This is a genomic window from Variovorax sp. YR752, from assembly GCF_943372545.1.
Genome location: NZ_CALRZC010000036.1, coordinates 1 through 23,657, shown reverse-complemented (window position 1 = coordinate 23,657; position 23,657 = coordinate 1). Strand labels below are relative to the sequence as shown.

Genomic DNA, 23,657 nt, shown 5'->3' with positions numbered 1-23,657 from the left:
CGATGAGTGGCAGCGCGCGGCGGATGAGTGGATTTGCATTCAGAAACAGTTATAGACACTCTATAACAATCGCAAATAACCATTGCCTGCCGCCCGCGGCTATCGCTGCAGCAGCCAAGAGACGCCTCCATGAACAGACAGAGATTCGACACGAAAACGGCTGCCCGCCAACGCCGCAGTTTGCAGGGCTTCACCCTCATCGAGGTCATGGTCGTCGTGGCCGTTATCGGCATCCTCGCGGCCATCGCGCTTCCAAGCTACAACGACTACGTTCGACGCGGGCAACTGCCTGAGGCGTTCAATACGCTTTCCGCCTATCGGGCGACGATGGAGCAGTACTACCAGGACAACCGGAATTACGGGCCCTCGGGAACCAATTGCGCCGCCAACGCGGCGGCCGCATTCACGCCTTCCGGTGCCAAGTACTTTGGCTACACCTGCTCGACGTCCGCCAGCCAGCAGAACTACGTCATCACTGCCACGGGAAGTGCCGGGCGGGCGGTCGGCCACACATACACCATCAACCAGAACGGCGACCGCGCCACCACCCAATTCAAGGGCAGCACCGTGACGCAACCGTGCTGGCTTACCAGCACCAGCGCCTGCTGATCGAACCATGCCGGTCACCATGCGTCAACGCGGCTTCACACTGGTCGAACTGGTCGTCACCATCGCGGTGCTGGCGCTGATCCTCTTCGCCGCCATGCCGAGCATCGGCACATGGCTGGAGAACACCCGCATCCGCAACGTCGCCGATTCACTGCAAAACGGGCTCCAACTGGCGCGCGGCGAAGCTGTGCGGCGCAACCAGAGCATGTCGCTCTGGCTGGTGTCGCTCAACGACCCTGCGGTGCTGAGCGATGACTGTTCTCTCTCGGGCGCCAGCGGCGCCTGGATCGTGAGTGTGAATTCACCGGTGGGACATTGCGCCGATGCGCCGTCCACGACCAGCTCCCCCATGATCGTCATAGGACGCGCGTCTGGTGACAGTGGGGGACGAGTCTCGGTGGTGGCCGTGCAATCCGCTGACGGCTCGACCGAAGGCACGAGCGTCACATTCAACGGGTTTGGGCGCATTGCCAACGCCGACGCCATTGGCCAGATCGACGTGACCGGAACCACCACCGGCGCCCGAGCGTTGCGCATCGTCGTTTCGCCCTCAGGCTCGGTGCGCATGTGCGAACCGGCCATCGTCGACAGCGCGGCAAAGGATCCCCGTAAATGCTGAATCGAATGAATCGCGTGCGCGCGACCGACCGGCTCCGCCCGATGCGATACAAGCCCCGCCAAGCACGGCACGCCCGAGGCATCGCCTTGATCGAAGTGCTCGTGGCATTGCTGATCTTCATGCTCGGCGTGCTCGGGTTGGTAGGCCTGCAGGCATCAATGACACGCGCCCAAACCGAGTCCAAGGTGCGCGCCGATGCCGCTTACCTCGCCAGCGAACTGAACGGCCGCATGTGGTCCGATCTCGCCAATCTCGCAAGCTATGACGGCACCGGCTGCGCCTCCCAAGCTCGATGCAGCGAATGGCAGAGCAAGGTCGGTAGCAGCCTGCCTGGCGGGACCGGTGCAGTCACGGTCAATGCAACCTCTGGCGACGTCGCGGTCACCATCAGCTGGACGATGCCGAATGGTGAAACACATCGGTACGTCACACACACCACCGTCGCCAAGGCTGCGAACTGAGATGCGCACCATTCATCAATCCAACCCCTCCAGGCGTCTTTCCCAGTGCGGCTTCACCCTGGTCGAGCTCATGGTCGGCCTCGTCCTGGGACTGCTCACCGTGCTGGTCATCAGCCAGGTGCTCGCGCTCGCTGAAGGCAAGAAGCGCTCCATCACGATGGGCAGCGATGCGCAGGTCAACGGCGCGTTGTCGCTGTTCACCCTCCAACGTGACGTGCAGATGGCTGGCTACGGTGCAGCTGCCAGCCCGGATGCCCTCGGCTGTTCAGTGACGGGGAAGTACGACTCCGGCGGCGCGTCGTTCGTTTTTCCGCTGGCACCAGTCGTCATCACCAACGGCACCAGCGCCGACACCAACGCCCCGGACACGATCACTGTCTTGCAGGGGCAGACCACCAACTTTTCAGTGCCCATGGTTCTCAAGGAAGAGCACCCGCAGTCCAGCAACTATTTCGAAGTGGCGTCCTCCTTGGGCGCCGCGGTCGGCAACATGATGATTGCCGTGCCGAAACTCCAAGGTTCCGGCATGGGGTGCACGCTCTTCACCGTGACCAACGACACCACCTCCCCAGCCACGACCCTGGGGCCTACGCGCGTACCCCACGCCGCAACCGCTGCGAGCAAATGGAATCAGAACAGCATATTTCCGGCGAGCGGATACATGTCAGGCAGCTATTTGCTGAACATGGGTTCGATGGTCTATCGCAGCTACTCGATCAGTAGCGCCCACAGCCTCCAGATGATCGAACGCTCTCCGGTGAGCGGAGCATTGACCGACCCGCCATTGGAACTCTATCCCCAGATCGTCAATCTCCAGGCCCTGTACGGCAAGGACACCAATGGTGATGGCGTCGTCGACACCTACGACAACGTGACGCCAACCACCAACGCGGGCTGGCTCCAGGTGCTCGCGATCCGTATTGCTGTGGTGGCGCGCAGCAATCAGTACGAGAAAGAGATCGTCACAGCGAGTGCCCCTCAATGGGACGTCGGTGCCAACGCCACCATCGCCGGCACCGCAACCTGCCACGGCACCAGCAAGTGCATTGCACTGCGAGTGAGCCAGGTCGCCGAATGGCAACACTACCGCTTCAAGGTCTACGACACGATCGTGCCGCTGCGCAACGTCCTCTGGAATTCCTGAGCCATCGCCATGCAAATCAGACCTTTGAATCTTGCCCCGCGCCAGCGCGCACAACGCGGTGTCTCACTGCTTTTTGCCCTGCTGACTCTGGTTGCACTTTTGCTTGCAACGTTGGCACTGGTGCGCTCGGTGGACACCAGCACGCTGCTGCTGGGCAATATGGGCTTCAAGCAGGATGCCACCTCTGCAGCAGACCAGGCCGCGCGCCAGGCAATTGACTGGTTGACCGCCAACAGCGCCAGTCTGAACACCGATGCCGCGTCGAACGGCTACTACGCCAGCACGCAGGAGCTTGCTGCCGACGGGGTCACGGCAAAGCCGCCCATCGATGTCACCGGCCGGCAACTCGCGGCCAGCAACAACCGCCAATTGATCGACTGGGACGGCAACACCTGCCAGTCCGCCACAACGGGCACATACAACGGCTGCACCGTCACCACTGCGGATGCCGGCGTCATCAACAGCAACAACGCCCGATTCGTCATCTTCAGGCTGTGCTCCAAACCGGGCAACTACGTCACCGATGCGAGCATCAGTTGCGCCAAACCGATTTCAGGCGGCGGCGCCAACGTGAGCAAAAAGGGCGAAATGAACTACGCCGAGCAACCATTTCCCGGCGGCGCATCTGGCCCTTACTACCGCATCGTGGTCCGTGTGCTGGGCGCGCGCAACACCACCAGCTTCACCGAAACCATTGTGCATTTCTGATGAGGGAGCGCCTCTGCGGCGCGAGACACAGAGAACTCAACACCATGAAAAATAGATCCAACCCTGTCCTCGACCGCAAGTACCAAAGGCAGGCCATCTGCTGTGCGGTGATGGTCTGCGCATTGCTGCTGGGGTCGTTCGCTCCCGTGATCGAAGCGGCCCCCACCGACCTATCGAATCAGCCGCTGGCGACGCTCCCTGCGGTTCAAGCCAAGCCGAACCTGTTGTTCGTTCTCGACGACTCGGGAAGCATGGACAGAGACTACATGCCTGACGAAATGTACAACGACGACGGCAGGTATGGATTCCGCTCTGCCCAGTGCAATGGCGTGGCCTACGACCCCCTGATGACCTATTCGCCACCGCTCAATGCAGATGGGACGTCCTATCCCAATGCGGTTTTTACAGCGGCACGTGTCGATGGCTATGACACATCGAGTTCCACCACGAACCTCAGCGACCGGTTCTATTACACCTACAGCGGTACCCAACCCAAGATGGGCTGGGTCTACACCAGCAGCGGCGCTGTCCGGAACACCTTCTACAACGAGTGCACGACGCCTAGTGCCCTTTTCACCCGCGTAACGGTCACCAGCGCTTCCGCAGATGCTCAGAACTACGCCAACTGGTACTCGTACTACCGCAAGCGCTACCTGTTGATGCGCACTGCCATGGGTCGAGCGATCTCGGTGCTCGACTCGAGCTATCGCGTGGGCTTCAGCACAATCAGCGATGGAACGGCAGTAGATGGCGGGAATTACTTTCGGGACGTCAAGGATTTCGATAGCGACCAGAAGACCAACTTCTACAGGAGCCTCTACGACGCTTCGCCTAACGGCTGGACACCCTTGCGCGCGGCCTTATCCAAGGCAGGGCGCTACTTCGCCAACAAAGCTCCTGGCCAAACCTACGATCCGGTCCAGTACTCTTGCCAACGCAACTACGCGCTGCTTTCTACGGATGGCTACTGGAACAAGGCGAAAGGCCTGAAGCTCAACGGCACCAGCGAAATCGGGCAGCAAGACGGGACCGAAGCTCGCCCGATGCGGGACGAAACGCGGGTGATCGTTACCACGGTGACGCCCCACACCGTGGCGCTGACCCAGAACGCGCTTTCCACCCAGACGCAAACCAGGGACTGGACGCGCACCTCCGTCACGGTTTCTTCAACGCCCAAGGCCTCCAACCCGAACAAGGGGCAGTATCGCGTCACTACGCGCACAAATCAGCGCTACACCGAGACGCAAACCCGGACCCGTACAACGCCGCAATCTGCAACCGAGTCCTACACCGAGACAGTCGTGACAACCGATGGTGTCGAGACATCCAGAAGCACCAGCCCACGCACGACCTCCACCTGGATCAACACGGCGACGCCGACCGAGACATTCACCGGCAATGGCCCTCCCACTGCTAGCAGCAGCTTTACGAGCGGGACCTCGAACACGTCCTACCAGACGGCCAAAGGGGATGACCAGACAACCTATTCAAATCCGGCCCAAGGAGCCTGGAGTGCATGGTCTACACCGGCGGTCACATCCAATTCGACACCGGTTCGCCAGCCCCCTGTTGCGGGCACACCCACTCAAACGCCGTCTACATCTGGAGGTACCGGCAACACACTGGCTGACGTCGCCCAGTACTACTTTGCAACAGACCTGCGCACGAGTGCGCTAGGCAATTGCACCTCGAACAGTTCCGGCAGCAGCCAGGATGTTTGCAGCAACATCGTGCGTCCGGTCGGCAACGACAAGGCCGCATGGCAGCACATGAATTCGTTCACGATCGGCCTGGGTGTGAGTGGCACGCTGCCTTACGACAAGAACTACCTGACACAGACCGCTGGCACCTACGCCGAACTGACCAGCGGCGCCTTGACCTGGCCTGTGCCGGAGGGCGCGGATCTGAACAACGGCGAGGGTGGCAACGCCACCAACGTCGACGACCTGTGGCACGCAGCCGTCAATGGCCGCGGCCAGTACTACTCGGCACTCGATGCCGGTGCACTGAGCGAAGCCATCAATGGTGTCGTCACCTCGGTGCAGCAAGTGGCCGGCTCGGGCGCCACCGCCTCGACCAGTTCGCTTCAACTGGTGGCCGGCGACAACAACCTTGTATTCCGAGCGAGCTACACCACGCAGTTGTGGACCGGTGACCTCCAAGCCTTTTCAATCAACGGCTCGACGGGCGTCATTGCGAGTACCGCGACTTGGTCGGCGCAGGCCAAGCTCGACGCGACGTCCGCGTCGTCCCGCAGGATCTACTTCAGCGACGGGTCGGCCCTTCGGAGCTTCGAGTACGGAAATCTGAGTGCCACGCAAAAGGGTTACTTCGACAATCTCTGCAGCCAGACACTCGTCTCGGCGCAATGCTCGCAGCTGTCAGCCAGCAACAAGGCCGTGGCCAACAACGGCGCCAACCTGGTCAACTATCTGCGCGGCGTACGGACCCACGAATCGGCCAGCGTCGATGGCTCCAGCACCAACATCGCCGCGCTCTATCGCAAGCGCGACCATGTGCTGGGTGACATCATCAACGGCGCTCCAGTCCATGTCGGGAAGCCGCCGTTCCGGTACGCCGATGCAGGGTATGCCGATTTCGTCACGGCGAAGGCAACGCGCACGCCCGTGGTGTATGTGGGCTCGAACGACGGCATGCTGCACGCCTTCTCGGCCGCCACCAACGACACGGGCGGCACCGAGCTCTGGGCCTATGTTCCGAGCGCCGTCATGCCCAACCTTTACAAGATGGCCGACACGAGCTATGGCTCGAAGCACCAATACTCCGTGGATGGAGCGCCAGTCATGGGCGACATCAAGGTCGGAACCACCTGGAAGACCATCGTCGTTGGCGGCCTCAACAGCGGCGGACGCGGCTACTACGCGCTCGACATCACCGACCCCAACGACCCCAAAGCCCTTTGGGAGTTCACCGACGCCAACCTGGGCCTCAGCTTCGGCAACCCGGTGATTGCCAAACGCAGCGACGGCACCTGGATCGTTGCCTTCGCCTCTGGCTACAACAACGCCGATGGCAAGGGCCACCTCTACGTGTTGAATGCCAATACCGGCGCTCTGCTGCTGGACATAGCTACCAGCGATGGCAGCAACACGGATCCGAGCGGCCTGGCCAAGATCAACGCCTGGATCGAAAGCACCAGCGACAACACGGCCAAGCGCTTCTATGGCGGCGATCTGCAAGGCAACCTCTGGCGTTTCGATATTGACGCGCTCCTGCCGCCCAACCGGGCAGCGATGCGACTCGCCAAGCTCCAGGTCGATGCCTCGACGCCGCAACCCATCACCACCAAGCCGGAAACCGTCGAGATTTCAGGCCGACCGGTGGTCGTGGTTGCGACGGGCCAGTACCTCGGTGCATCCGACATTGCGAATTCGACGCAGCAAAGCATCTACGCAGTGAGAGACACGCTGACCGCCACCGGATGGAGCGACGTGCGCGCCGACACCGCGAATTTCGTCAGGCAGACATTCACCTTGAACGGCCCCGTGGCAACTGCCACAGCAGCCTCGGTATCCAACACGGCGGTCAACTGGTCGACCAAAGGGGGATGGTGGATTGACCTGCCACATTCGCGTGAACGCGTGAACACCAACCTGGGCCTGCAATACAGCACCCTGTCGATTGCCACCGCCATCCCGAACGGCGATGCGTGTGCATCGGGCGGTACGGCCTGGCGCTACTACCTCAACGTGGCCAATGGCGGCGTAGTCACCACCAACCCGGCCGGTGGACTCTGGAGCACTGACGGGTTGATCATGGGCATGACATGGGTGCAGGACAGCAATGGCAATGCCCGCATCATTTATCAGAAGAGCAATGGCGACAACGTGGTTGAAACGCCGCCGGTGGCAACGTCCTCAGGCTCTGGCAGTGTGCATCGGACCTCCTGGCGTGAGCTGGTGGACTGATCTGCGATAAAAGCGGTCCCGGCCCGGCGTGCGCCGGGCCAGGCGAAGATGCGATACATACTTTGTGCGAGTGCAATGCTCTCTCTGGCACTCCACGTTGCTGCGCTTTCGACATGCATCTCATCCGTCGCCCCAAGGCAGGCCGCGAACGGTGCAGTTGGAAGTGCTGTCGCCTCCATGCGAGTGCGAACGGTCCGCGCCCATCCTTCCTTGCCCCCGCTTTTGCCAGTCCATGCCGTCCTTCTGACGACCGGAGCGCCTCATTCATCAGGGAGGGAACCGATCCTTACGGAGGAACCTTCGGCAAGCACGCCATCTACTGCGCCGCCTGCCTCCGTCACAAGCGAGGTTGAGGTCGACAACTACGTTCCACGCAGCCGGCTATCGACACCACCCGTTGCCAAGACGAGCATCGTGCTCGAGCCTCCGCTTGGCGAACTAGCGGTCGACCGACTTGTGGGCATTCTTTTGCTCTTCATCGATGAGCAAGGTCGGGTTCAACGCGTCGATGCAGAGGAGCCGACACTTCCCTCGACTTTCGAGCAAGCCGCACGCGAGGCGTTCATGGCCGCGGAGTTTTCTCCCGGTGAAGTCGATGGCCGGGCAGTCAAGTCGCGGCTGCGAGTGGAAGTGGTGTTCGACAACACATCGCTGGCGATGCGGTGAAGATGCGCTCTATGGCTCTCGCATCGAATCTCACGCGGATCATGTGGCGGGAAGTCATCGCGAACTGACGAAGCAAGCGCAGTGCCGGTCGGCGCGCTCAAAAGAAAGGGTCGAACCCGTACGCAGGCTCGCGCAGCAACTGCCGCTGCTGCTTGAGCCAGCGCTTGGTCGCTGCCGTGTCGGCCAGCATGTCCAACTCGCGCTGCTGCTGGCTCAGTTCCAGGCGCAGCTGCCGACGGTGCTGCCCGAGCAGTGGGCCCAGCTTGCGCGGGTCGATGGCGGCGCCCCCGGGTTCGAGCCCGTGGTCGAAGCAGAACCGCAGCTCGACGCCCTCGATCTCCGCTTTCAGTTCCGCCAGCTGCTCGCCCAGCACCTTGTTGTAGTGCTTCAAGCGCTCGGCACTGGCGTTCGCGATATGGCTGGCGTCGATCTGCTCGATCTGCAGTTGCAGTTCAGCAGCGCGAGCAGGTCGTTGGCCGCGTAGGCCTGGTTCGCCTTCTGCATCAGCGCCGTCTTGACTTTGCGCTGCTGCGCATCGGTTTCGCGGTCGGGGTGCAGGGCGCTGGCGAGCTTGCGGAAGATGTCGCGCACGGACTGCGTGGCCTGTTGCGCTTCGGCTTCGCGCCGCTGCTGCGCGGCGCTGGCCTTCTTGCGGCCCGACCCGGCCTGGGTGCTGTGTCGGCTTCCTGGGCCGCCGCCGCCTTCGCCTGCAGCCCATGCTGCATGCGCGCGAGCAGGTCGTCCTGCGTGTCGATGCCCTCGTCATCGCCCAGATCAAGGCCGGTCATGGCTTCGGCCACGTCCTTCATCGCGCGCACCATCTGCTGCCGCTCGGTGCCGAAGTCGATCTCGGCGTGCCGGGCGAACAGCACCTTGAGTTCTTCGTCATCACCATCGTCGTCACCGTCACGCGCATGCAGCAACTCGCCTGCGGCGTCGCACACCAGTTCACGCGGTGTCTCGCGATCGGTTTGGGCCATCCGCGCGGCTGGCCCAGTAGTTCGTCCAGCGCGAACACCCATTGCCTGCGCGCGGCCAGCAGTTCGTCTTCCAGCGGCAGCACCACCTGCACGTGGGCCTGGCGGTAGGTGCCGATGCCGTCATGCCACGCCGCCAGCGTCTGGCGGGCCTTCTCGTTCTGGCGGATCAGGGTGTTGAAGCACTTCTGCGGCCGCGTCAATGCGGGCCGACTTCACTGGGGAGATTTGCAGGGCTTGGGGCGCATCTGGCGGATTCGGAATCGACGGCTGAAGACCGCATTGTCGATGAGCGCCTGCGCGTCGGCGCTCCGAAACGAGCCGAGCCTTTGCACCAAAATGACGCAGCTGGAAATTGAATTCTGCCCCTCTATTTTCTGACCCCTATTCTTCAATGCATAAATTTTATGCATTTACCTCCAAGGTTTCAGATTCACAATTGCTAGTGGCGTCCCAAGCTCTTTCTTCATCAGCACTGCCATCGCCTTGTTTTTTGCCACAAGAGGAAGCCAAGCATTGGCTTCTGGCCACTTCTCCAAAGCAACCGCATACGCTTCGGAATCATTAAGTTGGAGCAGTTCACTCAATGGACGAGATTTCATTATGACCTCTGGAGTCACCTGCTCCATTGGCACATACAAATCGGGACGTTGAGCCAGATCAGCTCCGCCAGTCGTCGACTCCAGAATCAGTTGATTGCGCTTTTCCCTATCACTTGGAATTAATGAAGCGACCCATCGTGGCCCGCCCCAGGGGATGCTTCTAAATTCCGGGCTAGCAATTTTTAAAAATCTTCCTTCCAGCTCATTAGCCTGTCCGACATCAAATCGATCGACGCTAAAAACAATCCATGCGGGTCGCGAAATAGCTATTGCATGAAACCCGTAGGAAAAAGCGCCCATCTGCAAAACAAGAATACAAGCAAGATCCAATTTGAGACTTTTTTTGTTTGGCCGGAAAACAATAAAAGTCAGAAGAGGGCCAATCACCACATCAATAGCAATGAGAAGCAAAAAAATCTTACCCACACCCACAGCCTCCGCTAACGGAGAGGGGTACCAAATAAGATAAACAACGGCCATGGCGCTGGCCGCCAGAAATGCCGAAAGGGCAACATGAATTCCAAATGCCAGAATCCTATTTCTCATGAAGCCTCAGCCATCTTCAAAATTAAAACCACACTTCAATTTTTCCAATGAATTTAAAGTAAAAAAAAGAGCGCCGAAGCGCTCTTCTTATATCAGTCAACCAATCAACGGCAAGCTGCGGGTGCAAAGCGCACAGGCAGAGTAGCTGCTGCGGTAACTGCCGGAGAGACTACCGTCGCAACGGTATCCGAATGGCACTGCCACTGGATCGCATCTGCGGGGGGAGTAAATGCAGCCGTGGCATCGGGCAGAGCGGAAACAGCGCCAGCAACGCCAGTGTAGGGAACGAGCACCAAAGTACCATTGCCTGCACGGGCGGTGTATGTGATGGTCGTTTGACCAGTCACTGCCGCGATGACGATAGACGTCACGTTTTGAGATGCCGAGGGGGCATTGAAATTGGAAGAGTAGCCGTTCGTACTGTCTTGACCGGACGAAAGAATGTCTGCGACGTGTACTTTGGCGGCACCGGCACCAACGAGACCTTCAGATACTCGAGCACGCACTGTGTAGTCCTGATACGCCGGCAGAGCCACAGCGGCCAAGATACCGATGATCGCCACAACGATCATCAACTCGATCAGGGTGAAACCCTTTTGCACATTGCGTGCGATAGAACGACGGTTCATTCATTAACTCCAGGTTGGTTTGTAAAGCCCGGGAACCAGCCCGGAGCGGGGTAACTTCCGCAGCATCCGTGCCACCCGGCTTCCCCACCCTGCAGCCCTCGATCGGGCCGTCTTTGGTCACAAGTTGGTTACATGATGTGACACAACTCGCACTCAGATGCCAATTGTGTCGACAAATTTGTCATGCCCGACCGGGCTCTGTCAGAAGGTCAGCACCCCGTTCGCCTTGAGCCAGCGGATGTCCCGCTGCGCCAATCCGGCCACCTCGCGCCCCGCCAGCATCTCGATCTGGCTCATGATTTCTTCGGTCTCTGCGGGCTTGGTGTGGGTGATGTAGATCGGGTACTGCTTGCCCGGATCGATCTGCGCCAGCTCGTGCGCCAGCGCCACCGGCGACAGGTGCAGGCTGCGTTCGGCCAGGGCTTCCTCGCGGGAGCTGAAGGCGGTCTCGATGACCAGCATCGCCACGTCGATCGCGTTGATGCGCTCCCAGAAGGGCGGGTTGCGTTCGGTGTCGCCGCTGAAGACCCAGTGGGCGCCGCCTTCGGCCCGGCGTATGGCGAAGCCGCAGGCCGGCACGGTGTGGACTGCCGGCAGCACTTCGATCATCTTGGGGGCGCCGCTTCCCAGCGCGAGGCGTTGCCCGACCGTGATCTCGTGAAAGCTCACGAAGGGCGATTCGGGGCTGGGAATGCGCTCGAAATTCGGCCAGATGACGTTGTTGAACACATGCGCCCGCAGCGCGTCGATGGTGGCGGCCAATGCATGCACGCGCAGCGGCCGGGTGCGGCGGCTGCCGACGGCGTCGAGCATAAGGGGCAGGGCGGCGATGTGGTCGAGGTGCGAATGGGTGAGCACCACGTCGTCGATGGCGGCCATCTCGTCGAGGGTGAGATCGCCGACGCCTGTACCGGCGTCCACGAGCAGGTCCGCATCGACCAGGAACGAGGTGGTGCGGCAGTCCTTGGCGATGGCGCCCGAGCAACCCAGCACGCGTACCTGCATGGTGGAAGACCTCTTGTGTGCGTCTGACATTATTTGGTGTCGAACCGGGTGGCGCCGTCCCAGTCCGGGTCTTGCGGGCGTAGCGCCATCGAGGCTAAACGCTGGGCATAGAGCTGGTAAAGGACTTTTTTGGCATCCGCGGCGAGCAGGGGAGCCAGCAAGTTTCGGCCCAGCGCCCAATCCTGGCGGCGGTAGGCGGCGAGCACCTGGCTCCATCGGTCGAGTTGCTGCCGCGTGGTGTCCTGCGCCTCGGCGCCGGCCTGCGCCGAAAGCGGGGTGTAGATGGCGACGGCCTGGGCCTTGCCCTTGACGCGCACGCTGTCGAGCTCCTGCCAGACGAAGCCGGGGGCCGCTTCGCGGGTCGCGCCGCTGGCCACGATCTCGACGCCGTAGTGTCCGCTCAAGCCCTCCAGCCGGGACGCGAGATTGACCGCGTCACCGACCACGGTATAGCTGCGGCGCGCGGTCGAGCCCATGTCGCCGACGCTCATGAGCCCGCTGTTGAGGCCGATGCCGGCGCTGATCTCGGGGCGGCCGTTTGCGCGGTGCTGGCGGTTGATGTCGTGCACGGCGGCGGCCATGTCGAGCGCGGCCTGCACGGCGAGCGCGGCGTGGTCGGGGGTGTCGATCGGCGCGCCCCAGAAGGCCATGACGCAATCGCCCATGTATTTGTCGACGGTGCCGCGGTGCGCGCTGATCACTTCGGTGAGCCGGCTGAAGACGGTGTTCAGAAAGGCCTGCAGTTCGGCCGGCGCCATCTGCTCGGACAGCCGGGTGAAGTCGCGCATGTCGCAGAACATCACGGTCATTTCCTTGCTCTCGGCGCGCATGCTGTAGCGGCCGGGGCGCACGAGCATTTCGTCGACCAGCTGCGGCGGCACGTAGGTGCCGAAGAGCCGCACCAGCCCGCGCCGCGCGCGCGATTCGACAAAGTAGCCCCAGCTCATGTTGAGCGCGAAAGCCAGCGCCGCCATGAAAAGCGCCGACGCCAGCGGGAGCACGAGGCTGTGGCCGATGTAGAGCCAGGTGTTGAGGCCGACCAGCGCAGCGACCACGCCCGCGCCGAGCAGCACGGCGCGCGATGCGGACAGCAGCGACAGCCCGAACGCGAGCAGCAGCCCCGCCGCCAGCACGGTCAGCACTTCGTAGCCCGGCGCGTAGTCGGGCACGGCCAGCAGGCGCTGATCAAGCAAGCCCGAGACGATGTTGGCGTGCACTTCGACGCCCGGGAACGCGGCGCCGACCGGGGTGGCGCGCAGGTCCTGCAGGCCGGGAGCGGTGGCGCCGAGCAGCACGATCTTGCCTTTCAACTCACCCGGCGCCAGGCGGCCCTCGAGCACGTCGGCAGCGGCCACGTAGCGGAACGACCCGGCACGCGGACCGCCGGGGCCACGGAACGGCACCTGCAGGCTGGCGCTCTGGTCGACCGGGATGCGCAACGACCCGAGCACCAGCGCCTGGAGGCGCGGAACGTTGCCGTCGCCGGCCACGAGCGCCGGCCGCACCGGCGGCGAGCCGTTCGCCAGCCGGTACACCGCAAGCGCCAGCGACTCGTAGTGCCCGGGCGACGCGTGCTCACCCTCGTAGCGGGCGATGAGCGGCACGCTGCGGATGACGCCGTCGTCGTCGCCGTCACCGACCAGGGTGTTCAGGAACCCCGCGACCGGCGCCGCGCGCGCCAGCACCGGCAGGCTGGCGCCGAACCCGTTCCAGAGCGTGACGAAGGACGCATGGGGCGGAAAAGCCTCGGGCGGCAGCACCGGCGTCGCCGGCAGCAGCCCCTTGGCGCTGGGCTGTTCGGTGCGCGTGAAGTAATAACCGAGCGCCACAGGCTGGCCGCGCAGGGCCTGGGCCAAGGTCGCGTCGTGGTCGAGGGTTGGCGCGAGTTGGTCGATCTCGGCGGAAAGGCCCGGCACATCGCGCAAAGGACCGGCTGCGATCTCTTTCAGGCGCCCGAGGCCGGAGCTGCGGTCGGGCTCGAGAAACATCACGTCGAAGCCGAGCACGGCCGCGTGCTGGCGGGCCAGCAGTTCAGTGGTGAGGCTGGCGATCTTGTCGCGCGGCCAGGGCCACTGGCCCTCGCGCGCCAGGCTGGCGTCGTCGACATCGACGATCACGACCCGCGTGTCGGGCGTGCCCGGCATGGTGGCGCGCAGGCGGGCGTCGTAGATCAGGTGGTCCAGGTGCTCGATCACGCCCAACCGCCAGATGCCGGTGGCATGGAGCAGCGCCAGCAGCACTGGCAGCAGCGTGATGGTGATGCGCGGCCAGTGCCGCCGCAACACGCTCATTGACATACCTTCGTGCTTCGCACTGCGGTGCGAGCTTGCTTGGGGCGGCCCGGCGCTGCGCTCATGGCTGGTCAGCCTTGGACAACGGATGCCTGACGGCAAAAAAACGGGGAGCGGAGCAGGGCGCCCGAGGCGACTCAGATCCGGACGAACTGCATGCGCGTGGCGCCGCCGAGTTCGAGCACGTCGCCTTCCTGCAGCGCGACGGCTTCGGCGCCCAGTTGCACGCCGTTGAGCGTGACGCTGCCGACAACGGTGGCAGCCACGTAGCCTTGTCGGCGACGCGTGACGACAGCCACGGCCACGCCGGGTTTGCCGATGGTGGTGACCACCTTCTGCAGCGGGACGTCCTGACCTTCGTTGGTGCCCGAGAGCACGCGCAGCATGGGCACGCCCAGCTCGACCAGCGCGCCCGATTCGGTGGGCGCCGACGAGAGGGGCATCGGAGCCGAATACTCGGAGAGCGAGGCCCGCACGGAGCCGGGGCCGACCATGAGGTTGCTGTGCGAGCGGAAGTGGATGCGGCAGCCACCGACCTCGATGACGTCGTTGTCCTGAAGCGCCTGCTTCTGGATGGCCAGCGCATTGACGTAGGTGCCGTTGGTGCTGTTGAGATCTTCAATTTCGACTTCGCCGCCGCTCATGTGCAGCACGGCATGCTCGCCGCTGACGGCGAGATTGTCGATCACGATGTCGTTGTAGGCGCGGCGGCCCAACGTCGTGCGATTCTTGGCGAGCGCCACTTGGCCGATGACGACACCATCGACCGAAATGATCATCTTCGGCATGGCCGATTACTCCCCGTTTGCAAAGATCCAGCACCTTCAGGCGGCGCAAACGGTCCGCCGCCCGGGTTGGCTGCTACATGGCCCCGCGGGTCGCTTCGCTGACGCCCGCCTTGGCCAGAACAACTGAAATGTTATCCCGTCCGCCATTGTCGTTTGAAATTGCAACCAAAAGTGAAGCCATCTCCTTGAGGCCGAGATCGCGAGTCAAAAGCGTGAAAAGCTGCGCATCCGGCACCATCTCGCTGAGCCCGTCGGAGCACAGCATGTACAGGTCGCCCGGTCTGGCACTGTGCTCGTGCATCTCCAGCAAGACCTGGGCTTCCACGCCCAAGGCCCGCGTCACGAGGTTGCGGGTGGGGGAGTTCAGGGCCTCTTCGGGCGTGATGGCGCCGGCGTCGAGCTGCTGCTGGCGCAGCGAATGGTCGCGCGTGAGCTGCTCCAGCTTGTTGTTGCGCAGGCGGTAGCAGCGCGAATCGCCGATGTGGCCGACCACCACGCGCTGCGGGCGAAACGCCGCCAGCACCAGGGTCGTGCCCATGCCCCGCAGTTCTTCGTGGATGACGCCCGCTTGGAGGATGGCGCCGTTGGCCTCGTCGGTGGCCGCCTGCAGCGCACGCCGGACCACGCGGGCGGGCGCCTGCATGCCGGCCTGGGCGAACCAGCGGCCGAAGCTCGCGTGCATCAGCGAAATGGCCATGGCACTGGCCACCTCACCGCCCTTGTAGCCGCCCATGCCGTCGGCCAGCAGCGCCAGGCCGAGGGCCGGATCGACATGCACCGCGTCTTCGTTGTGGGCGCGCAGGCGCCCGACATCGGTCAGTGCCGCAAACTCCCAGCTCAGGGCCGGTCGACTGGAGAAAAGAGAAACGCCAACACCTGCCATCGTTTGTCAGCGCTCGCTTTTTTGAAGATCAGTGCGCAGCAGCGCGTGCGCGCCGTTGCAGGAAGCGGCCCAGGGCCACGACGAGCACCGCGCCGGCGATTGCGCCCGCGTAGTGCATCCAGGGGTTGGCCGCCAGCGCGTCATGCAGCGACACGTCGCTCACGATGGTTTCGCCGCCGACCCAGCCGATCAGCGCAGCGCCCAGCATGATGATGATCGGGAAGCGTTCCATGAGCTTGATCATGAGCGTGCTGCCGAAAATCACCAAGGGGATGCTGATGGCCAAACCCAACACCAGCAACACCATGCTGCCTTGCGCGGCGGCCGCCACGGCGATCACGTTGTCCAGGCTCATCACCAGGTCGGCCAGCAGGATGGTCCGCACGGCCACGAACATGCTGCCGTACTCCTTGGACTCGCCGTCGCCGTCGTCTTCCTCGCTCAAGAGCTGCAGGCCGATCCACAGCAGCAGGGCGCCGCCGATGATCTGCAGGTAGGGCAACGCCAACAGCTTGGCCGCCACCACCGTCAGCACGATGCGCAGCACGACGGCCGCGCCCGAGCCGAACAGCACGGCTTTTTTCTGTTGCGCGGGCGGCAGCGATCGCGCCGCCATGGCGATCACGACGGCGTTGTCGCCCGAAAGGATGATGTTGATCCAGACGATCTTGATCAGGCCGATCCAGAAGTCCGTGCTTTGAAGAAGTTCCATGTCTCTGATTCCACTGTGTTGTAGTTAAAAAAGCGCCCGCAACTCAATGCGGGCGCTTTTTCATTTCTGCGTGGTAATGCGAGCGGCGGGAATGCCGCCAGCGGTACGAGTGCTTTTTAGAGCTTGCCCTTGAGCAGCTTTGCCAGCTCCGAGAAGTTGCGCGTCACGGTGAAGCCGCACTCTTCCATGATGGCGAGCTTGGCTTCGGCCGTGTCGGCGCCGCCCGAGATCAGCGCGCCGGCGTGGCCCATGCGCTTGCCGGGAGGGGCGGTGACACCGGCGATGAAACCGACGACCGGCTTCTTCATGTTGTCCTTGCACCAGCGGGCTGCGTCAGCCTCGTCCGGTCCGCCGATTTCACCGATCATGATGACGGCGTCGGTTTCGGGATCGTCGTTGAAGGCTTGCATCACGTCGATGTGCTTCAGGCCGTTGATCGGGTCGCCGCCGATGCCGACTGCCGACGATTGGCCCAGGCCGATTTCCGTCAGTTGAGCCACGGCTTCGTACGTCAGCGTGCCCGAGCGCGAGACCACGCCGATGCGACCCTTGCGGTGGATGTGGCCGGGCATGATGCCGATCTTGATTTCGTCGGGCGTGATCAGGCCGGGGCAGTTCGGGCCCAGCAGCAAGGTCTTCTTGCCGCCGGCCGCTTCCTTGGCCTTCATGCGGTTGCGCACCTCGAGCATGTCGCGGACCGGAATGCCTTCGGTGATGCAGATCGCCATGTCCAGGTCGGCCTCAACGGCTTCCCAGATGGCGGCTGCGGCACCTGCCGGCGGCACGTAGATCACCGACACGGTGGCGCCGGTCTGCGTGGCGGCTTCCTTCACCGAACCGAAGATCGGGATGTTGAAGATCGACTCGCCGGCCTTCTTCGGGTTCACGCCGGCCACGAAGGCGTTCTTGCCGTTCGCGTATTCCTGGCACTTTTCGGTGTGGAACTGACCGGTCTTGCCGGTGATGCCTTGCGTGATGACTTTGGTGTCTTTGTTGATGTAGATCGACATGACTTGTTCCTTAGGCCTTTTTCACTGCTGCGACGACCTTCTGGGCCGCGTCCGCCATGGTGTCGGCGCTGATGATCGGCAGGCCCGACTCGGCCAGCAGCTTCTTGCCTTCGACTTCGTTGGTGCCCTTCATGCGCACGACCAGCGGCACTTGCAGGTTCACGGCCTTGCAGGCTGCGATCACGCCGGTGGCGATGGTGTCGCACTTCATGATGCCGCCGAAGATGTTCACGAGGATGGCTTCCACGTTCTTGTTCTTCAGCATGATCTTGAAGGCTTCCGTGACCTTCTCGGGGGTGGCACCGCCGCCCACGTCCAGGAAGTTGGCCGGCTCGCCGCCGAACAGCTTGATGGTGTCCATGGTGGCCATGGCCAGGCCGGCACCGTTCACCAGGCAGCCGATGTTGCCGTCCAGCGAGATGTAGGCCAGGTCGAACTTCGAGGCTTCGACTTCGGCCGCGTCTTCTTCGTCGAGGTCGCGCAGGGCCACGATTTCGGGGTGGCGGAACAGCGCGTTGCTGTCGAAATTGAACTTGGCGTCCAGCGCCATGACGTTGCCCTTGCTGTCACGGTTGAGCGGGTTGATCTCGACCAGCGAGGCGTCCGTCTCCATGTAGCAGGCGTAGAGCTTCTTCAGGATGTCGACCGTCTGGGCGGTCGAATCGGCCGGCATGCCGATGCCGTCGGCGATTTCCTTGGCTTGCGCGTCGGTCAGGCCGTCCTTGGGGTCGGCGTAGACCGTGATGATCTTCTCGGGGGTGGAATGGGCCACTTCCTCGATGTCCATGCCGCCTTCGCTCGAAGCGATGAACGCGATCTTCTGCGTCGCGCGGTCGGTCACGGCCGAAATGTAGTATTCCTTGTTGATGTCGGCGCCGTCTTCGATGTAGAGGCGGCGGACCTTCTGGCCTTCAGGGCCGGTCTGGTGCGTCTTGAGCTGCATGCCGAGGATCTCGCCAGCCAGCTTCTTGACGTCTTCGATCGACTTGGCGACCTTGACGCCGCCGCCCTTGCCGCGGCCACCCGCGTGAATCTGGGCCTTGACGACCCAGACCGGGCCTCCAAGCTTCTGGGCGGCTTCGACCGCCTCCTGAACCGTATAGGCCGGAATGCCGCGCGGCACCGGCACGCCGAACTTGGCAAGGATTTCCTTGCCTTGGTACTCGTGAATCTTCATGAGGGATGTCTCTCGGAAGGAGGAGGTTGAGAACGGGAGATCGGGAGTGAGACTGTTGTTTCTGCTCTGTTGTTCGCGGGCGACGGCAGCCTGACGGCTGGGGGCGGCGAACAACCGCGGACTGTATCATGGTGCGCCGCACCAATACTTGATGTGCGGTTGCGGTCAATACGTACTTTCTTCTAGCCACTCTACGCATACTCCGATATGGCCAAGGTTTTCATCGACGGCGAAGCCGGCACCACCGGCCTGCAAATTCGCGAGCGGCTGCAGACGATGCCGCAGATCGAGCTCGTGAGCATCGCGCCCGAGCTGCGCAAGGACGTGGCCGCCAAGCGCGAGCTGATGGCCGGCGTCGACCTCGTGGTGCTGTGCCTGCACGACGACGCGGCGCGCGAGTCGGTCGCACTGATCGACCAGCTCCCGGGCAAAAAGCCCAAGATCATCGACGCCTCGACCGCGCACCGCGTGGCGCCCGGCTGGGTGTTCGGCTTTCCCGAGCTGGTCGAAGGCCACTGGCAGGCCGTGGCCGAAGCCGACCGCGTCGGCAACCCCGGCTGCTACGCCACCGGCGCCATCGCCATGGTGCGCCCTCTGATCGACGCGGGCCTGCTGCCGGCCGATTTCCCGGTGTCGCTGCCTTCGGTGAGCGGCTATTCGGGCGGCGGCCGGACCATGATCGAGGACTACGAAGCCGGCAAGGCGCCGCTGTTCGAGACCTACGCGCTGGGCCTGAAGCACAAGCACATCCCCGAAATCATGACCTACACCGGCCTCACGCGCCGCCCGATCTTCATTCCGTCGGTGGGCAATTTCAAGCAGGGCATGCTGGTGCAGTTGCCGCTGCACCTCGACCTGCTGCCCGGCAAGCCGAAGGCCGGCGACCTGCAAGAAGCCCTGGCCGCCCACTACGCCAAGAGCAACACGCCCGAACAGTTCGTGAAGGTGCTGCCGCCGACCGACGACGGCAAGCTCGACGCGCTGGCGCTCAACGACACCAACCAGCTCGAGATCCGCGTGTTCCCGAACGAAGACCACCGCCACGCCGTGGTGATCGCGCGCCTGGACAACCTGGGCAAGGGCGCCAGCGGTGCCGCGGTGCAGAACCTCAAGCTGATGCTGGGCCTTTGAGCCGCTGCGTCAACCGCTGACAGACCCGAAAGGCCGGCCCGCAAGGACCGGCCTTTTTGCTTTCCGTGCAGCAAACCTCAGCGCAGGAAGTAATCGACCGGCACCATCGGCGCTGGCGCCGGGGCGCCCACCGACTGGCACAGGTCGATCTCGAGCGTGCGGCACAGCGCCTCGAGCGGCAGGTCGTTCGACTCGGTGCCGAAGGGCTCCTCGATCTCGTCGCCGAGCGCGTCGAGGCCGAAGAAGGTGTAGGCCACGATCAGCACCACCACCGGCGTCATGAACCCGACCGAATCCACCAGCCCGAAGGGCAGCAGGTAGCAGTAGAGGTACGCCGTGCGGTGCAGCAGCAGCGTGTACGAAAAGGGAATGGGCGTGCTGAGGATGCGTTCGCACGACGCGGCCGCACCGCTCAGCGCCGACAGCGTGCCGTCGACGCCCGCCGCCAGCGCCGGGTCGATGCGCCGCGCGCGCAGCGCTTCGCGCAGGTCGGCGCCCATGTGCATCAGCAGCGCATGCGGCCGGTTCGCGACCTGCGTCAGGCCCTGCCATTCCGCTTCGCGCAGGAAGGGCTGGGTGTCGGCGGCGGCATCGGTGCCGCGCAGCTGGTGACGCAGCGCATGGGCAAAAGCCGCGGCGCGCAAGGTCATGCGCACGCGCAGGTCGTCCAGTCGGCGGACGGTGTCAGCGCCGGCGCTCACCGGCGCATCGCCGTCGATGAGGCTCTGGCACTGGCGCGCCAGATTGCGCGAACGCAGGATCACCTCGCCCCAGAGCTTGCGCGCTTCCCAGAAACGGTCGTAGGCCGCGGTGTTGCGAAAGCCCAGGAAGATCGCCAGCGGCAGGCCGAGCAGCGCGAAGGGCACGGTGCCGAGCGGAATCTTGATGGAGCCGAAGCGCCCGTGCAGCACCGTGACGACGATGGCCACGATCACATTGAGCGTGAGCGCCGCGGCGATGCGCGGCAGGACGGAGCCCCGCCAGGACAGGAACAGCTTGAGCCCGGACGGGCGTTTCCGGACGATCATGAAAGCGAGGGGAGGGACAGACGGGGAGGCATGGATGCCGCGCATGCCGCAAGGCCTGCGCAGGCGCCGATTGTCGCCGGGGCATCAGCACGACGGCGGCTGTACGCCGCAAGACCGACGCAGACGGTCGGGCTCAGCGCACGAGCCACAGCCCCACGCCCAGCAAGACCGCCTGCACGGCCAGCGCGATGAAGAAGGACTTGCGCGAGGGCGTCGACATGTCTTGCAGCACCTCGTGGATGCGGCGCGTGAGCAGGGCGCGCAGCGCGGGGTCTTGCGTGGCGCCTTCGCCCGTCGCCGGTGCGGCGGCACCCTGCGCCGCACGCTCCTGCTGCCACTCGGCCAGCATGTCGCTCAGGGGCAGGCGGGCCAGCACGAAGCCGACCACCGTGCGCACGGCCCGGCCTTCGCCGAGCACCGGCGCGAGTTGCTGGCACAACGCGTCGGGCGACAGCCAGTCGGCCACGCGCTGCAGGCCGCCGTGCGTGCGCGGCATGGCTTCGATGCGGCCCGCGATGGCGTCGCCGAGCCGCTGCGACACGGCCTCGCCACGCGCCACGACCACATGCTGCATCGCGCGGGCGCGGCCCTGCTGCACGCCCAGCAGAAAGTACACGCCGACGAACAGCGCCAGCAGCACGGCCACCAGCAGCGGCGGCGACGTGATCAGGGCCACGATGGCGCCGACACCACCGGCCCGCGCGGCCGGGTTGCCGGGCCCTTGCAGCTGGCTCAGGTAATAGAAGAACACGCCGCCGCCCAGGAACAGGCCGATCAGCGCGCCCTTGATGGCCGAGCCGGCGAAGGCGAAGCCGGCCTTGGCGCCGGTGCGAACAAGAGACTGCGGACGAGCGGGTTGTGACGACATGAACGGTTCCTCCGGTTTTTTGGAAAGCCGCCTCCTGGGAGGCCGGTCGCTGGCGATCATGCCACCGCCTTCCCGCACCATAATCGCGCCACACAACAACGAGGAGGATCGCCATGGGAACCGTCAGATTTCAGAAACCGACCGCTGCATTCGTCGCCGCCTCCTGGGCCGCGCTGATCATCGGAGCCATCGTCTACCTGGTCGGGCTGTGGAATGCCGCGATGCAGCTCAACGAGAAGGGCTACTACTTCACCATCCTCATGTACGGCCTGTTCTCCGCCGTGTCGCTGCAAAAGACAGTGCGCGACCGGCTCGAGGGCATCTCGGTCACGGGCATCTACTTCGGCCTGTGCTGGGTCTCGTTGCTGCTGTCGGTCGGCCTGTTGGCCGTGGGCCTGTTCAACGCCTCGCTGGCTGCGAGCGAGAAGGGCTTCTACGCCATGGCCTTCCTGCTGAGCCTGTTCGGCGCGGTGGCGGTGCAGAAGAACGTGCGCGACATCGCCTCGTACAAGGCCGAGAACCCGCTGGCCGACGACGTCGCCGCCGCCGAGTAAGCCAGGCCCGGCTCAGCCCGCCTCGAGCAGGCGGCGCAGGGCCTGCAGGTCGCGCGCGATCCATTCGGCATCGCGCGCAAAGGCCGCATCGTCCATGTGCGGCTGACGCAGCAGCGTGAACTGCAGCTCGCACACACCGGGCGCCACGCCGATCACACGAAACGGCAAATAGACCTCGGGCACGCCTTCGGGCGCCACCCAGTGGTCGAGCACACCGAACTCATTGGGCGGTGCAAAGCGCATGCGGGCCTCGCCGCTTTCGGGCGTGCGCACGATCCAGTGGTCGCCGTGCGGCACCAGTGCACTTTTCGAAAGGCCGCTGGCCCAGTCGGGCAGCCGCTTCGGGTCGGACGCGAGCGCATAGGCGTCGCGCCATTCGCAGTTCACGCGCTGCGTGATGACGCGGGAGAGCGCGCCGCCTTCATTCGTCGGGGTTGTCGTCGCTTGTGTCATCGAAGTCACTCCTGAGCACCTTGGACACGACAGCGCCCGAGAAACCGCGCGCCATCAGGAATCGCATCTGCTTCGCACGCTCCTTCAGATCGGCCGGCGGCGCATCGAAGCGGCGACGCCACAGGGCCGTGGCGCGCGCGACTTCCGTTTCCTGCAAACCGGCCACCGCCTCGGCGATGGCTTCGGGCGCGATGCCCTTGGCCTGCAGTTCCTGCTTCACGCGCAACGCGCCCGAGCGGGCGGCGCGCTGGTTCAGCACCGAGGCCACGACGCGCGGCTCGCTGATGAAATCCTTGGCGGCCAACTCGTCGAGTGCCTTTGCCAGCGTGCCAGGCTCTTCCTCGTGCTTCGCCAGCTTGCGCTCCAGCTCCGCGCGCGAATGCTCGCGCTGGCTCAGGAGGCGCAGGGCGCGGCCTTTGAGGGAGGGGGCGCTGAAAGCCATGCGGGGGTGGGTCGCTCACGCGGCCCACGCAACACGCGAAGGCCGCCTTGTCGAACTTACTCCGCTGCCGCCTTGTCGGCCTTCGAGGCCTTGGCCGGCTTCTCGGCCTTCTCCGGCTCGCTGCCGGCATCGGCTGCGAGCAGCGGAATGCCCAGCGACTCGCGCACCTTGTTCTCGATTTCGCGCGACAGGTCGGGGTTCTCGCGCAGGAACTCGCGCGCGTTGTCGCGGCCCTGACCGATCTTCTCGCCGTTGTAGGCGTACCAGGCGCCCGACTTGTCGATGATCTTGGCCGTGACGCCCATGTCGATGATCTCGCCTTCGCGGCTGATGCCTTCGCCGAACAGGATGTCGAACTCGGCCGTCTTGAACGGCGGGCTCACCTTGTTCTTCACCACCTTCACCTTGGTTTCGTTGCCGATGGC

The 23,657-nt window shown here is 63.9% G+C and carries 25 protein-coding genes and 1 pseudogene; 10 read left to right on the top strand and 16 right to left on the bottom strand.

The window, feature by feature from the left end; genetic code table 11:
- The first annotated feature begins 129 nt into the window (after nt 1–129).
- From AAG801_RS11355 to AAG801_RS11325, 7 genes are all read left to right on the top strand, one after another.
- Nucleotides 130–609 carry a type IV pilin protein gene (locus tag AAG801_RS11355; protein ID WP_341888460.1) on the top strand — a complete coding sequence of 160 codons (480 nt, stop codon included), beginning with the start codon at nt 130–132 and terminating at the stop codon, nt 607–609.
- 7 nt (nt 610–616) lie between these two features.
- Nucleotides 617–1,228: a GspH/FimT family pseudopilin gene (locus tag AAG801_RS11350; RefSeq protein WP_341888459.1), complete on the top strand. Its 612-nt coding sequence runs from the start codon at nt 617–619 to the stop codon at nt 1,226–1,228.
- Between the two features lie 95 nt (nt 1,229–1,323).
- Nucleotides 1,324–1,689 (top strand): pilus assembly protein PilV, encoded by a 366-nt coding sequence (locus tag AAG801_RS11345; RefSeq protein WP_341888474.1) that lies wholly within the window; start codon nt 1,324–1,326, stop codon nt 1,687–1,689.
- Nucleotide 1,690: 1 nt separating this feature from the next.
- A complete protein-coding gene (locus AAG801_RS11340; protein ID WP_341888458.1) occupies nt 1,691–2,833 on the top strand; it encodes a PilW family protein in 1,143 nt (380 codons plus the stop codon).
- 9 nt (nt 2,834–2,842) lie between these two features.
- Nucleotides 2,843–3,541 carry a pilus assembly protein PilX gene (locus AAG801_RS11335; protein WP_341888457.1) on the top strand — a complete coding sequence of 233 codons (699 nt, stop codon included), beginning with the start codon at nt 2,843–2,845 and terminating at the stop codon, nt 3,539–3,541.
- Nucleotides 3,542–3,585: 44 nt separating this feature from the next.
- Entirely contained in the window at nt 3,586–7,470 is a 3,885-nt protein-coding gene (locus AAG801_RS11330; protein ID WP_341888456.1) for a PilC/PilY family type IV pilus protein, read from the top strand.
- Nucleotides 7,471–7,884: 414 nt separating this feature from the next.
- Nucleotides 7,885–8,136 carry an energy transducer TonB gene (locus AAG801_RS11325; protein WP_341888455.1) on the top strand — a complete coding sequence of 84 codons (252 nt, stop codon included), beginning with the start codon at nt 7,885–7,887 and terminating at the stop codon, nt 8,134–8,136.
- Nucleotides 8,137–8,233: 97 nt separating this feature from the next.
- Here AAG801_RS11325 and AAG801_RS11320 read toward each other — a convergent pair whose 3' ends face one another.
- Both AAG801_RS11320 and AAG801_RS11315 read right to left on the bottom strand, forming a co-directional pair.
- A complete protein-coding gene (locus AAG801_RS11320) occupies nt 8,234–8,527 on the bottom strand; it encodes a hypothetical protein (protein ID WP_341888454.1) in 294 nt (97 codons plus the stop codon).
- Complete coding sequence (locus AAG801_RS11315; protein ID WP_341888453.1) at nt 8,524–8,727, bottom strand: hypothetical protein; 204 nt, start codon at nt 8,725–8,727, stop codon at nt 8,524–8,526. The genes AAG801_RS11320 and AAG801_RS11315 overlap by 4 nt, the downstream gene beginning before the upstream one ends.
- 125 nt (nt 8,728–8,852) lie before the next feature.
- Here AAG801_RS11315 and AAG801_RS11310 point away from each other — a divergent pair, with 125 nt between their 5' ends.
- On the top strand, nt 8,853–9,224 hold the full coding sequence (locus AAG801_RS11310; protein ID WP_341888452.1) for a hypothetical protein: 372 nt from the start codon (nt 8,853–8,855) through the stop codon (nt 9,222–9,224).
- 302 nt (nt 9,225–9,526) lie between these two features.
- Here AAG801_RS11310 and tfpZ read toward each other — a convergent pair whose 3' ends face one another.
- The 9 genes from tfpZ to sucC form a co-directional block, all read right to left on the bottom strand.
- The gene (tfpZ, locus tag AAG801_RS11305) at nt 9,527–10,261 is read right to left on the bottom strand and encodes a TfpX/TfpZ family type IV pilin accessory protein (protein WP_341888451.1); all 735 of its coding nucleotides are present in this window, start codon (nt 10,259–10,261) and stop codon (nt 9,527–9,529) included.
- Between the two features lie 104 nt (nt 10,262–10,365).
- Complete coding sequence (locus AAG801_RS11300; RefSeq protein WP_341888450.1) at nt 10,366–10,890, bottom strand: pilin; 525 nt, start codon at nt 10,888–10,890, stop codon at nt 10,366–10,368.
- A 201-nt stretch (nt 10,891–11,091) separates the two neighbouring features.
- Nucleotides 11,092–11,895, bottom strand: a complete 804-nt coding sequence (locus tag AAG801_RS11295) for a 3',5'-cyclic-nucleotide phosphodiesterase (RefSeq protein ID WP_341888449.1) — start codon at nt 11,893–11,895, stop codon at nt 11,092–11,094.
- 29 nt (nt 11,896–11,924) lie between these two features.
- Nucleotides 11,925–14,186, bottom strand: coding sequence for an adenylate/guanylate cyclase domain-containing protein (locus tag AAG801_RS11290; RefSeq protein WP_341888448.1), 2,262 nt, complete (start codon nt 14,184–14,186; stop codon nt 11,925–11,927).
- A gap of 137 nt (nt 14,187–14,323) precedes the next feature.
- The gene (locus tag AAG801_RS11285; RefSeq protein WP_341888447.1) at nt 14,324–14,974 is read right to left on the bottom strand and encodes an FHA domain-containing protein; all 651 of its coding nucleotides are present in this window, start codon (nt 14,972–14,974) and stop codon (nt 14,324–14,326) included.
- A 73-nt stretch (nt 14,975–15,047) separates the two neighbouring features.
- Nucleotides 15,048–15,857 carry a Stp1/IreP family PP2C-type Ser/Thr phosphatase gene (locus tag AAG801_RS11280; protein WP_341888446.1) on the bottom strand — a complete coding sequence of 270 codons (810 nt, stop codon included), beginning with the start codon at nt 15,855–15,857 and terminating at the stop codon, nt 15,048–15,050.
- A 28-nt stretch (nt 15,858–15,885) separates the two neighbouring features.
- Nucleotides 15,886–16,569 (bottom strand): TerC family protein, encoded by a 684-nt coding sequence (locus tag AAG801_RS11275; RefSeq protein ID WP_101490798.1) that lies wholly within the window; start codon nt 16,567–16,569, stop codon nt 15,886–15,888.
- 116 nt (nt 16,570–16,685) lie between these two features.
- Nucleotides 16,686–17,579 carry a succinate--CoA ligase subunit alpha gene (gene sucD / locus AAG801_RS11270; RefSeq protein WP_101490797.1) on the bottom strand — a complete coding sequence of 298 codons (894 nt, stop codon included), beginning with the start codon at nt 17,577–17,579 and terminating at the stop codon, nt 16,686–16,688.
- 10 nt (nt 17,580–17,589) lie between these two features.
- Nucleotides 17,590–18,756, bottom strand: coding sequence for an ADP-forming succinate--CoA ligase subunit beta (sucC, locus tag AAG801_RS11265; protein ID WP_099794140.1), 1,167 nt, complete (start codon nt 18,754–18,756; stop codon nt 17,590–17,592).
- Nucleotides 18,757–18,963: 207 nt separating this feature from the next.
- Here sucC and argC point away from each other — a divergent pair, with 207 nt between their 5' ends.
- Nucleotides 18,964–19,887 (top strand): N-acetyl-gamma-glutamyl-phosphate reductase, encoded by a 924-nt coding sequence (gene argC / locus AAG801_RS11260; protein WP_341888445.1) that lies wholly within the window; start codon nt 18,964–18,966, stop codon nt 19,885–19,887.
- A 77-nt stretch (nt 19,888–19,964) separates the two neighbouring features.
- On the opposite strand, the gene AAG801_RS11255 is transcribed toward argC, so the two are convergent.
- Together AAG801_RS11255 and AAG801_RS11250 are read right to left on the bottom strand one after the other, a co-directional pair.
- Nucleotides 19,965–20,915, bottom strand: a complete 951-nt coding sequence (locus AAG801_RS11255; RefSeq protein ID WP_341888444.1) for a bestrophin family ion channel — start codon at nt 20,913–20,915, stop codon at nt 19,965–19,967.
- A 133-nt stretch (nt 20,916–21,048) separates the two neighbouring features.
- Nucleotides 21,049–21,783 carry a hypothetical protein gene (locus AAG801_RS11250; RefSeq protein WP_341888443.1) on the bottom strand — a complete coding sequence of 245 codons (735 nt, stop codon included), beginning with the start codon at nt 21,781–21,783 and terminating at the stop codon, nt 21,049–21,051.
- Between the two features lie 113 nt (nt 21,784–21,896).
- Between AAG801_RS11250 and yiaA the strand changes: the two genes are divergently transcribed.
- Nucleotides 21,897–22,337 (top strand): inner membrane protein YiaA, encoded by a 441-nt coding sequence (gene yiaA, locus AAG801_RS11245; RefSeq protein ID WP_341888442.1) that lies wholly within the window; start codon nt 21,897–21,899, stop codon nt 22,335–22,337.
- Nucleotides 22,338–22,349: 12 nt separating this feature from the next.
- On the opposite strand, the gene AAG801_RS11240 is transcribed toward yiaA, so the two are convergent.
- The 3 genes and pseudogenes from AAG801_RS11240 to recA form a co-directional block, all read right to left on the bottom strand.
- Nucleotides 22,350–22,790, bottom strand: a complete 441-nt coding sequence (locus AAG801_RS11240) for an SRPBCC family protein (RefSeq protein WP_341888441.1) — start codon at nt 22,788–22,790, stop codon at nt 22,350–22,352.
- Nucleotides 22,759–23,232 carry a recombination regulator RecX gene (gene recX, locus AAG801_RS11235; RefSeq protein ID WP_341888440.1) on the bottom strand — a complete coding sequence of 158 codons (474 nt, stop codon included), beginning with the start codon at nt 23,230–23,232 and terminating at the stop codon, nt 22,759–22,761. The genes AAG801_RS11240 and recX overlap by 32 nt, the downstream gene beginning before the upstream one ends.
- A 56-nt stretch (nt 23,233–23,288) precedes the next feature.
- A pseudogene (gene recA / locus AAG801_RS11230) lies at nt 23,289–23,657 on the bottom strand (recombinase RecA); the annotation flags it as partial.

Excerpts from the sequence above, each read along its gene's own strand:
- AAG801_RS11275 (WP_101490798.1), bottom strand. The coding sequence starts at position 16,569 with ATGGAACTTCTTCAAAGCACGGACTTCTGGATCGGCCTGATCAAGATC.
- sucC (WP_099794140.1), bottom strand. The coding sequence starts at position 18,756 with ATGAAGATTCACGAGTACCAAGGCAAGGAAATCCTTGCCAAGTTCGGC.
- AAG801_RS11335 (WP_341888457.1), top strand. The coding sequence starts at position 2,843 with ATGCAAATCAGACCTTTGAATCTTGCCCCGCGCCAGCGCGCACAACGC.
- sucD (WP_101490797.1), bottom strand. The coding sequence starts at position 17,579 with ATGTCGATCTACATCAACAAAGACACCAAAGTCATCACGCAAGGCATC.
- AAG801_RS11355 (WP_341888460.1), top strand. The coding sequence starts at position 130 with ATGAACAGACAGAGATTCGACACGAAAACGGCTGCCCGCCAACGCCGC.
- AAG801_RS11300 (WP_341888450.1), bottom strand. The coding sequence starts at position 10,890 with ATGAACCGTCGTTCTATCGCACGCAATGTGCAAAAGGGTTTCACCCTG.
- AAG801_RS11240 (WP_341888441.1), bottom strand. The coding sequence starts at position 22,790 with ATGACACAAGCGACGACAACCCCGACGAATGAAGGCGGCGCGCTCTCC.
- AAG801_RS11255 (WP_341888444.1), bottom strand. The coding sequence starts at position 20,915 with ATGATCGTCCGGAAACGCCCGTCCGGGCTCAAGCTGTTCCTGTCCTGG.
- yiaA (WP_341888442.1), top strand. The coding sequence starts at position 21,897 with ATGGGAACCGTCAGATTTCAGAAACCGACCGCTGCATTCGTCGCCGCC.
- AAG801_RS11250 (WP_341888443.1), bottom strand. The coding sequence starts at position 21,783 with ATGTCGTCACAACCCGCTCGTCCGCAGTCTCTTGTTCGCACCGGCGCC.
- AAG801_RS11280 (WP_341888446.1), bottom strand. The coding sequence starts at position 15,857 with ATGGCAGGTGTTGGCGTTTCTCTTTTCTCCAGTCGACCGGCCCTGAGC.
- AAG801_RS11310 (WP_341888452.1), top strand. The coding sequence starts at position 8,853 with ATGCTGCATGCGCGCGAGCAGGTCGTCCTGCGTGTCGATGCCCTCGTC.
- AAG801_RS11330 (WP_341888456.1), top strand. The coding sequence starts at position 3,586 with ATGAAAAATAGATCCAACCCTGTCCTCGACCGCAAGTACCAAAGGCAG.
- argC (WP_341888445.1), top strand. The coding sequence starts at position 18,964 with ATGGCCAAGGTTTTCATCGACGGCGAAGCCGGCACCACCGGCCTGCAA.
- AAG801_RS11285 (WP_341888447.1), bottom strand. The coding sequence starts at position 14,974 with ATGCCGAAGATGATCATTTCGGTCGATGGTGTCGTCATCGGCCAAGTG.
- AAG801_RS11290 (WP_341888448.1), bottom strand. The coding sequence starts at position 14,186 with ATGAGCGTGTTGCGGCGGCACTGGCCGCGCATCACCATCACGCTGCTG.
- tfpZ (WP_341888451.1), bottom strand. The coding sequence starts at position 10,261 with ATGAGAAATAGGATTCTGGCATTTGGAATTCATGTTGCCCTTTCGGCA.
- AAG801_RS11340 (WP_341888458.1), top strand. The coding sequence starts at position 1,691 with ATGCGCACCATTCATCAATCCAACCCCTCCAGGCGTCTTTCCCAGTGC.
- AAG801_RS11350 (WP_341888459.1), top strand. The coding sequence starts at position 617 with ATGCCGGTCACCATGCGTCAACGCGGCTTCACACTGGTCGAACTGGTC.
- AAG801_RS11295 (WP_341888449.1), bottom strand. The coding sequence starts at position 11,895 with ATGCAGGTACGCGTGCTGGGTTGCTCGGGCGCCATCGCCAAGGACTGC.
- recX (WP_341888440.1), bottom strand. The coding sequence starts at position 23,232 with ATGGCTTTCAGCGCCCCCTCCCTCAAAGGCCGCGCCCTGCGCCTCCTG.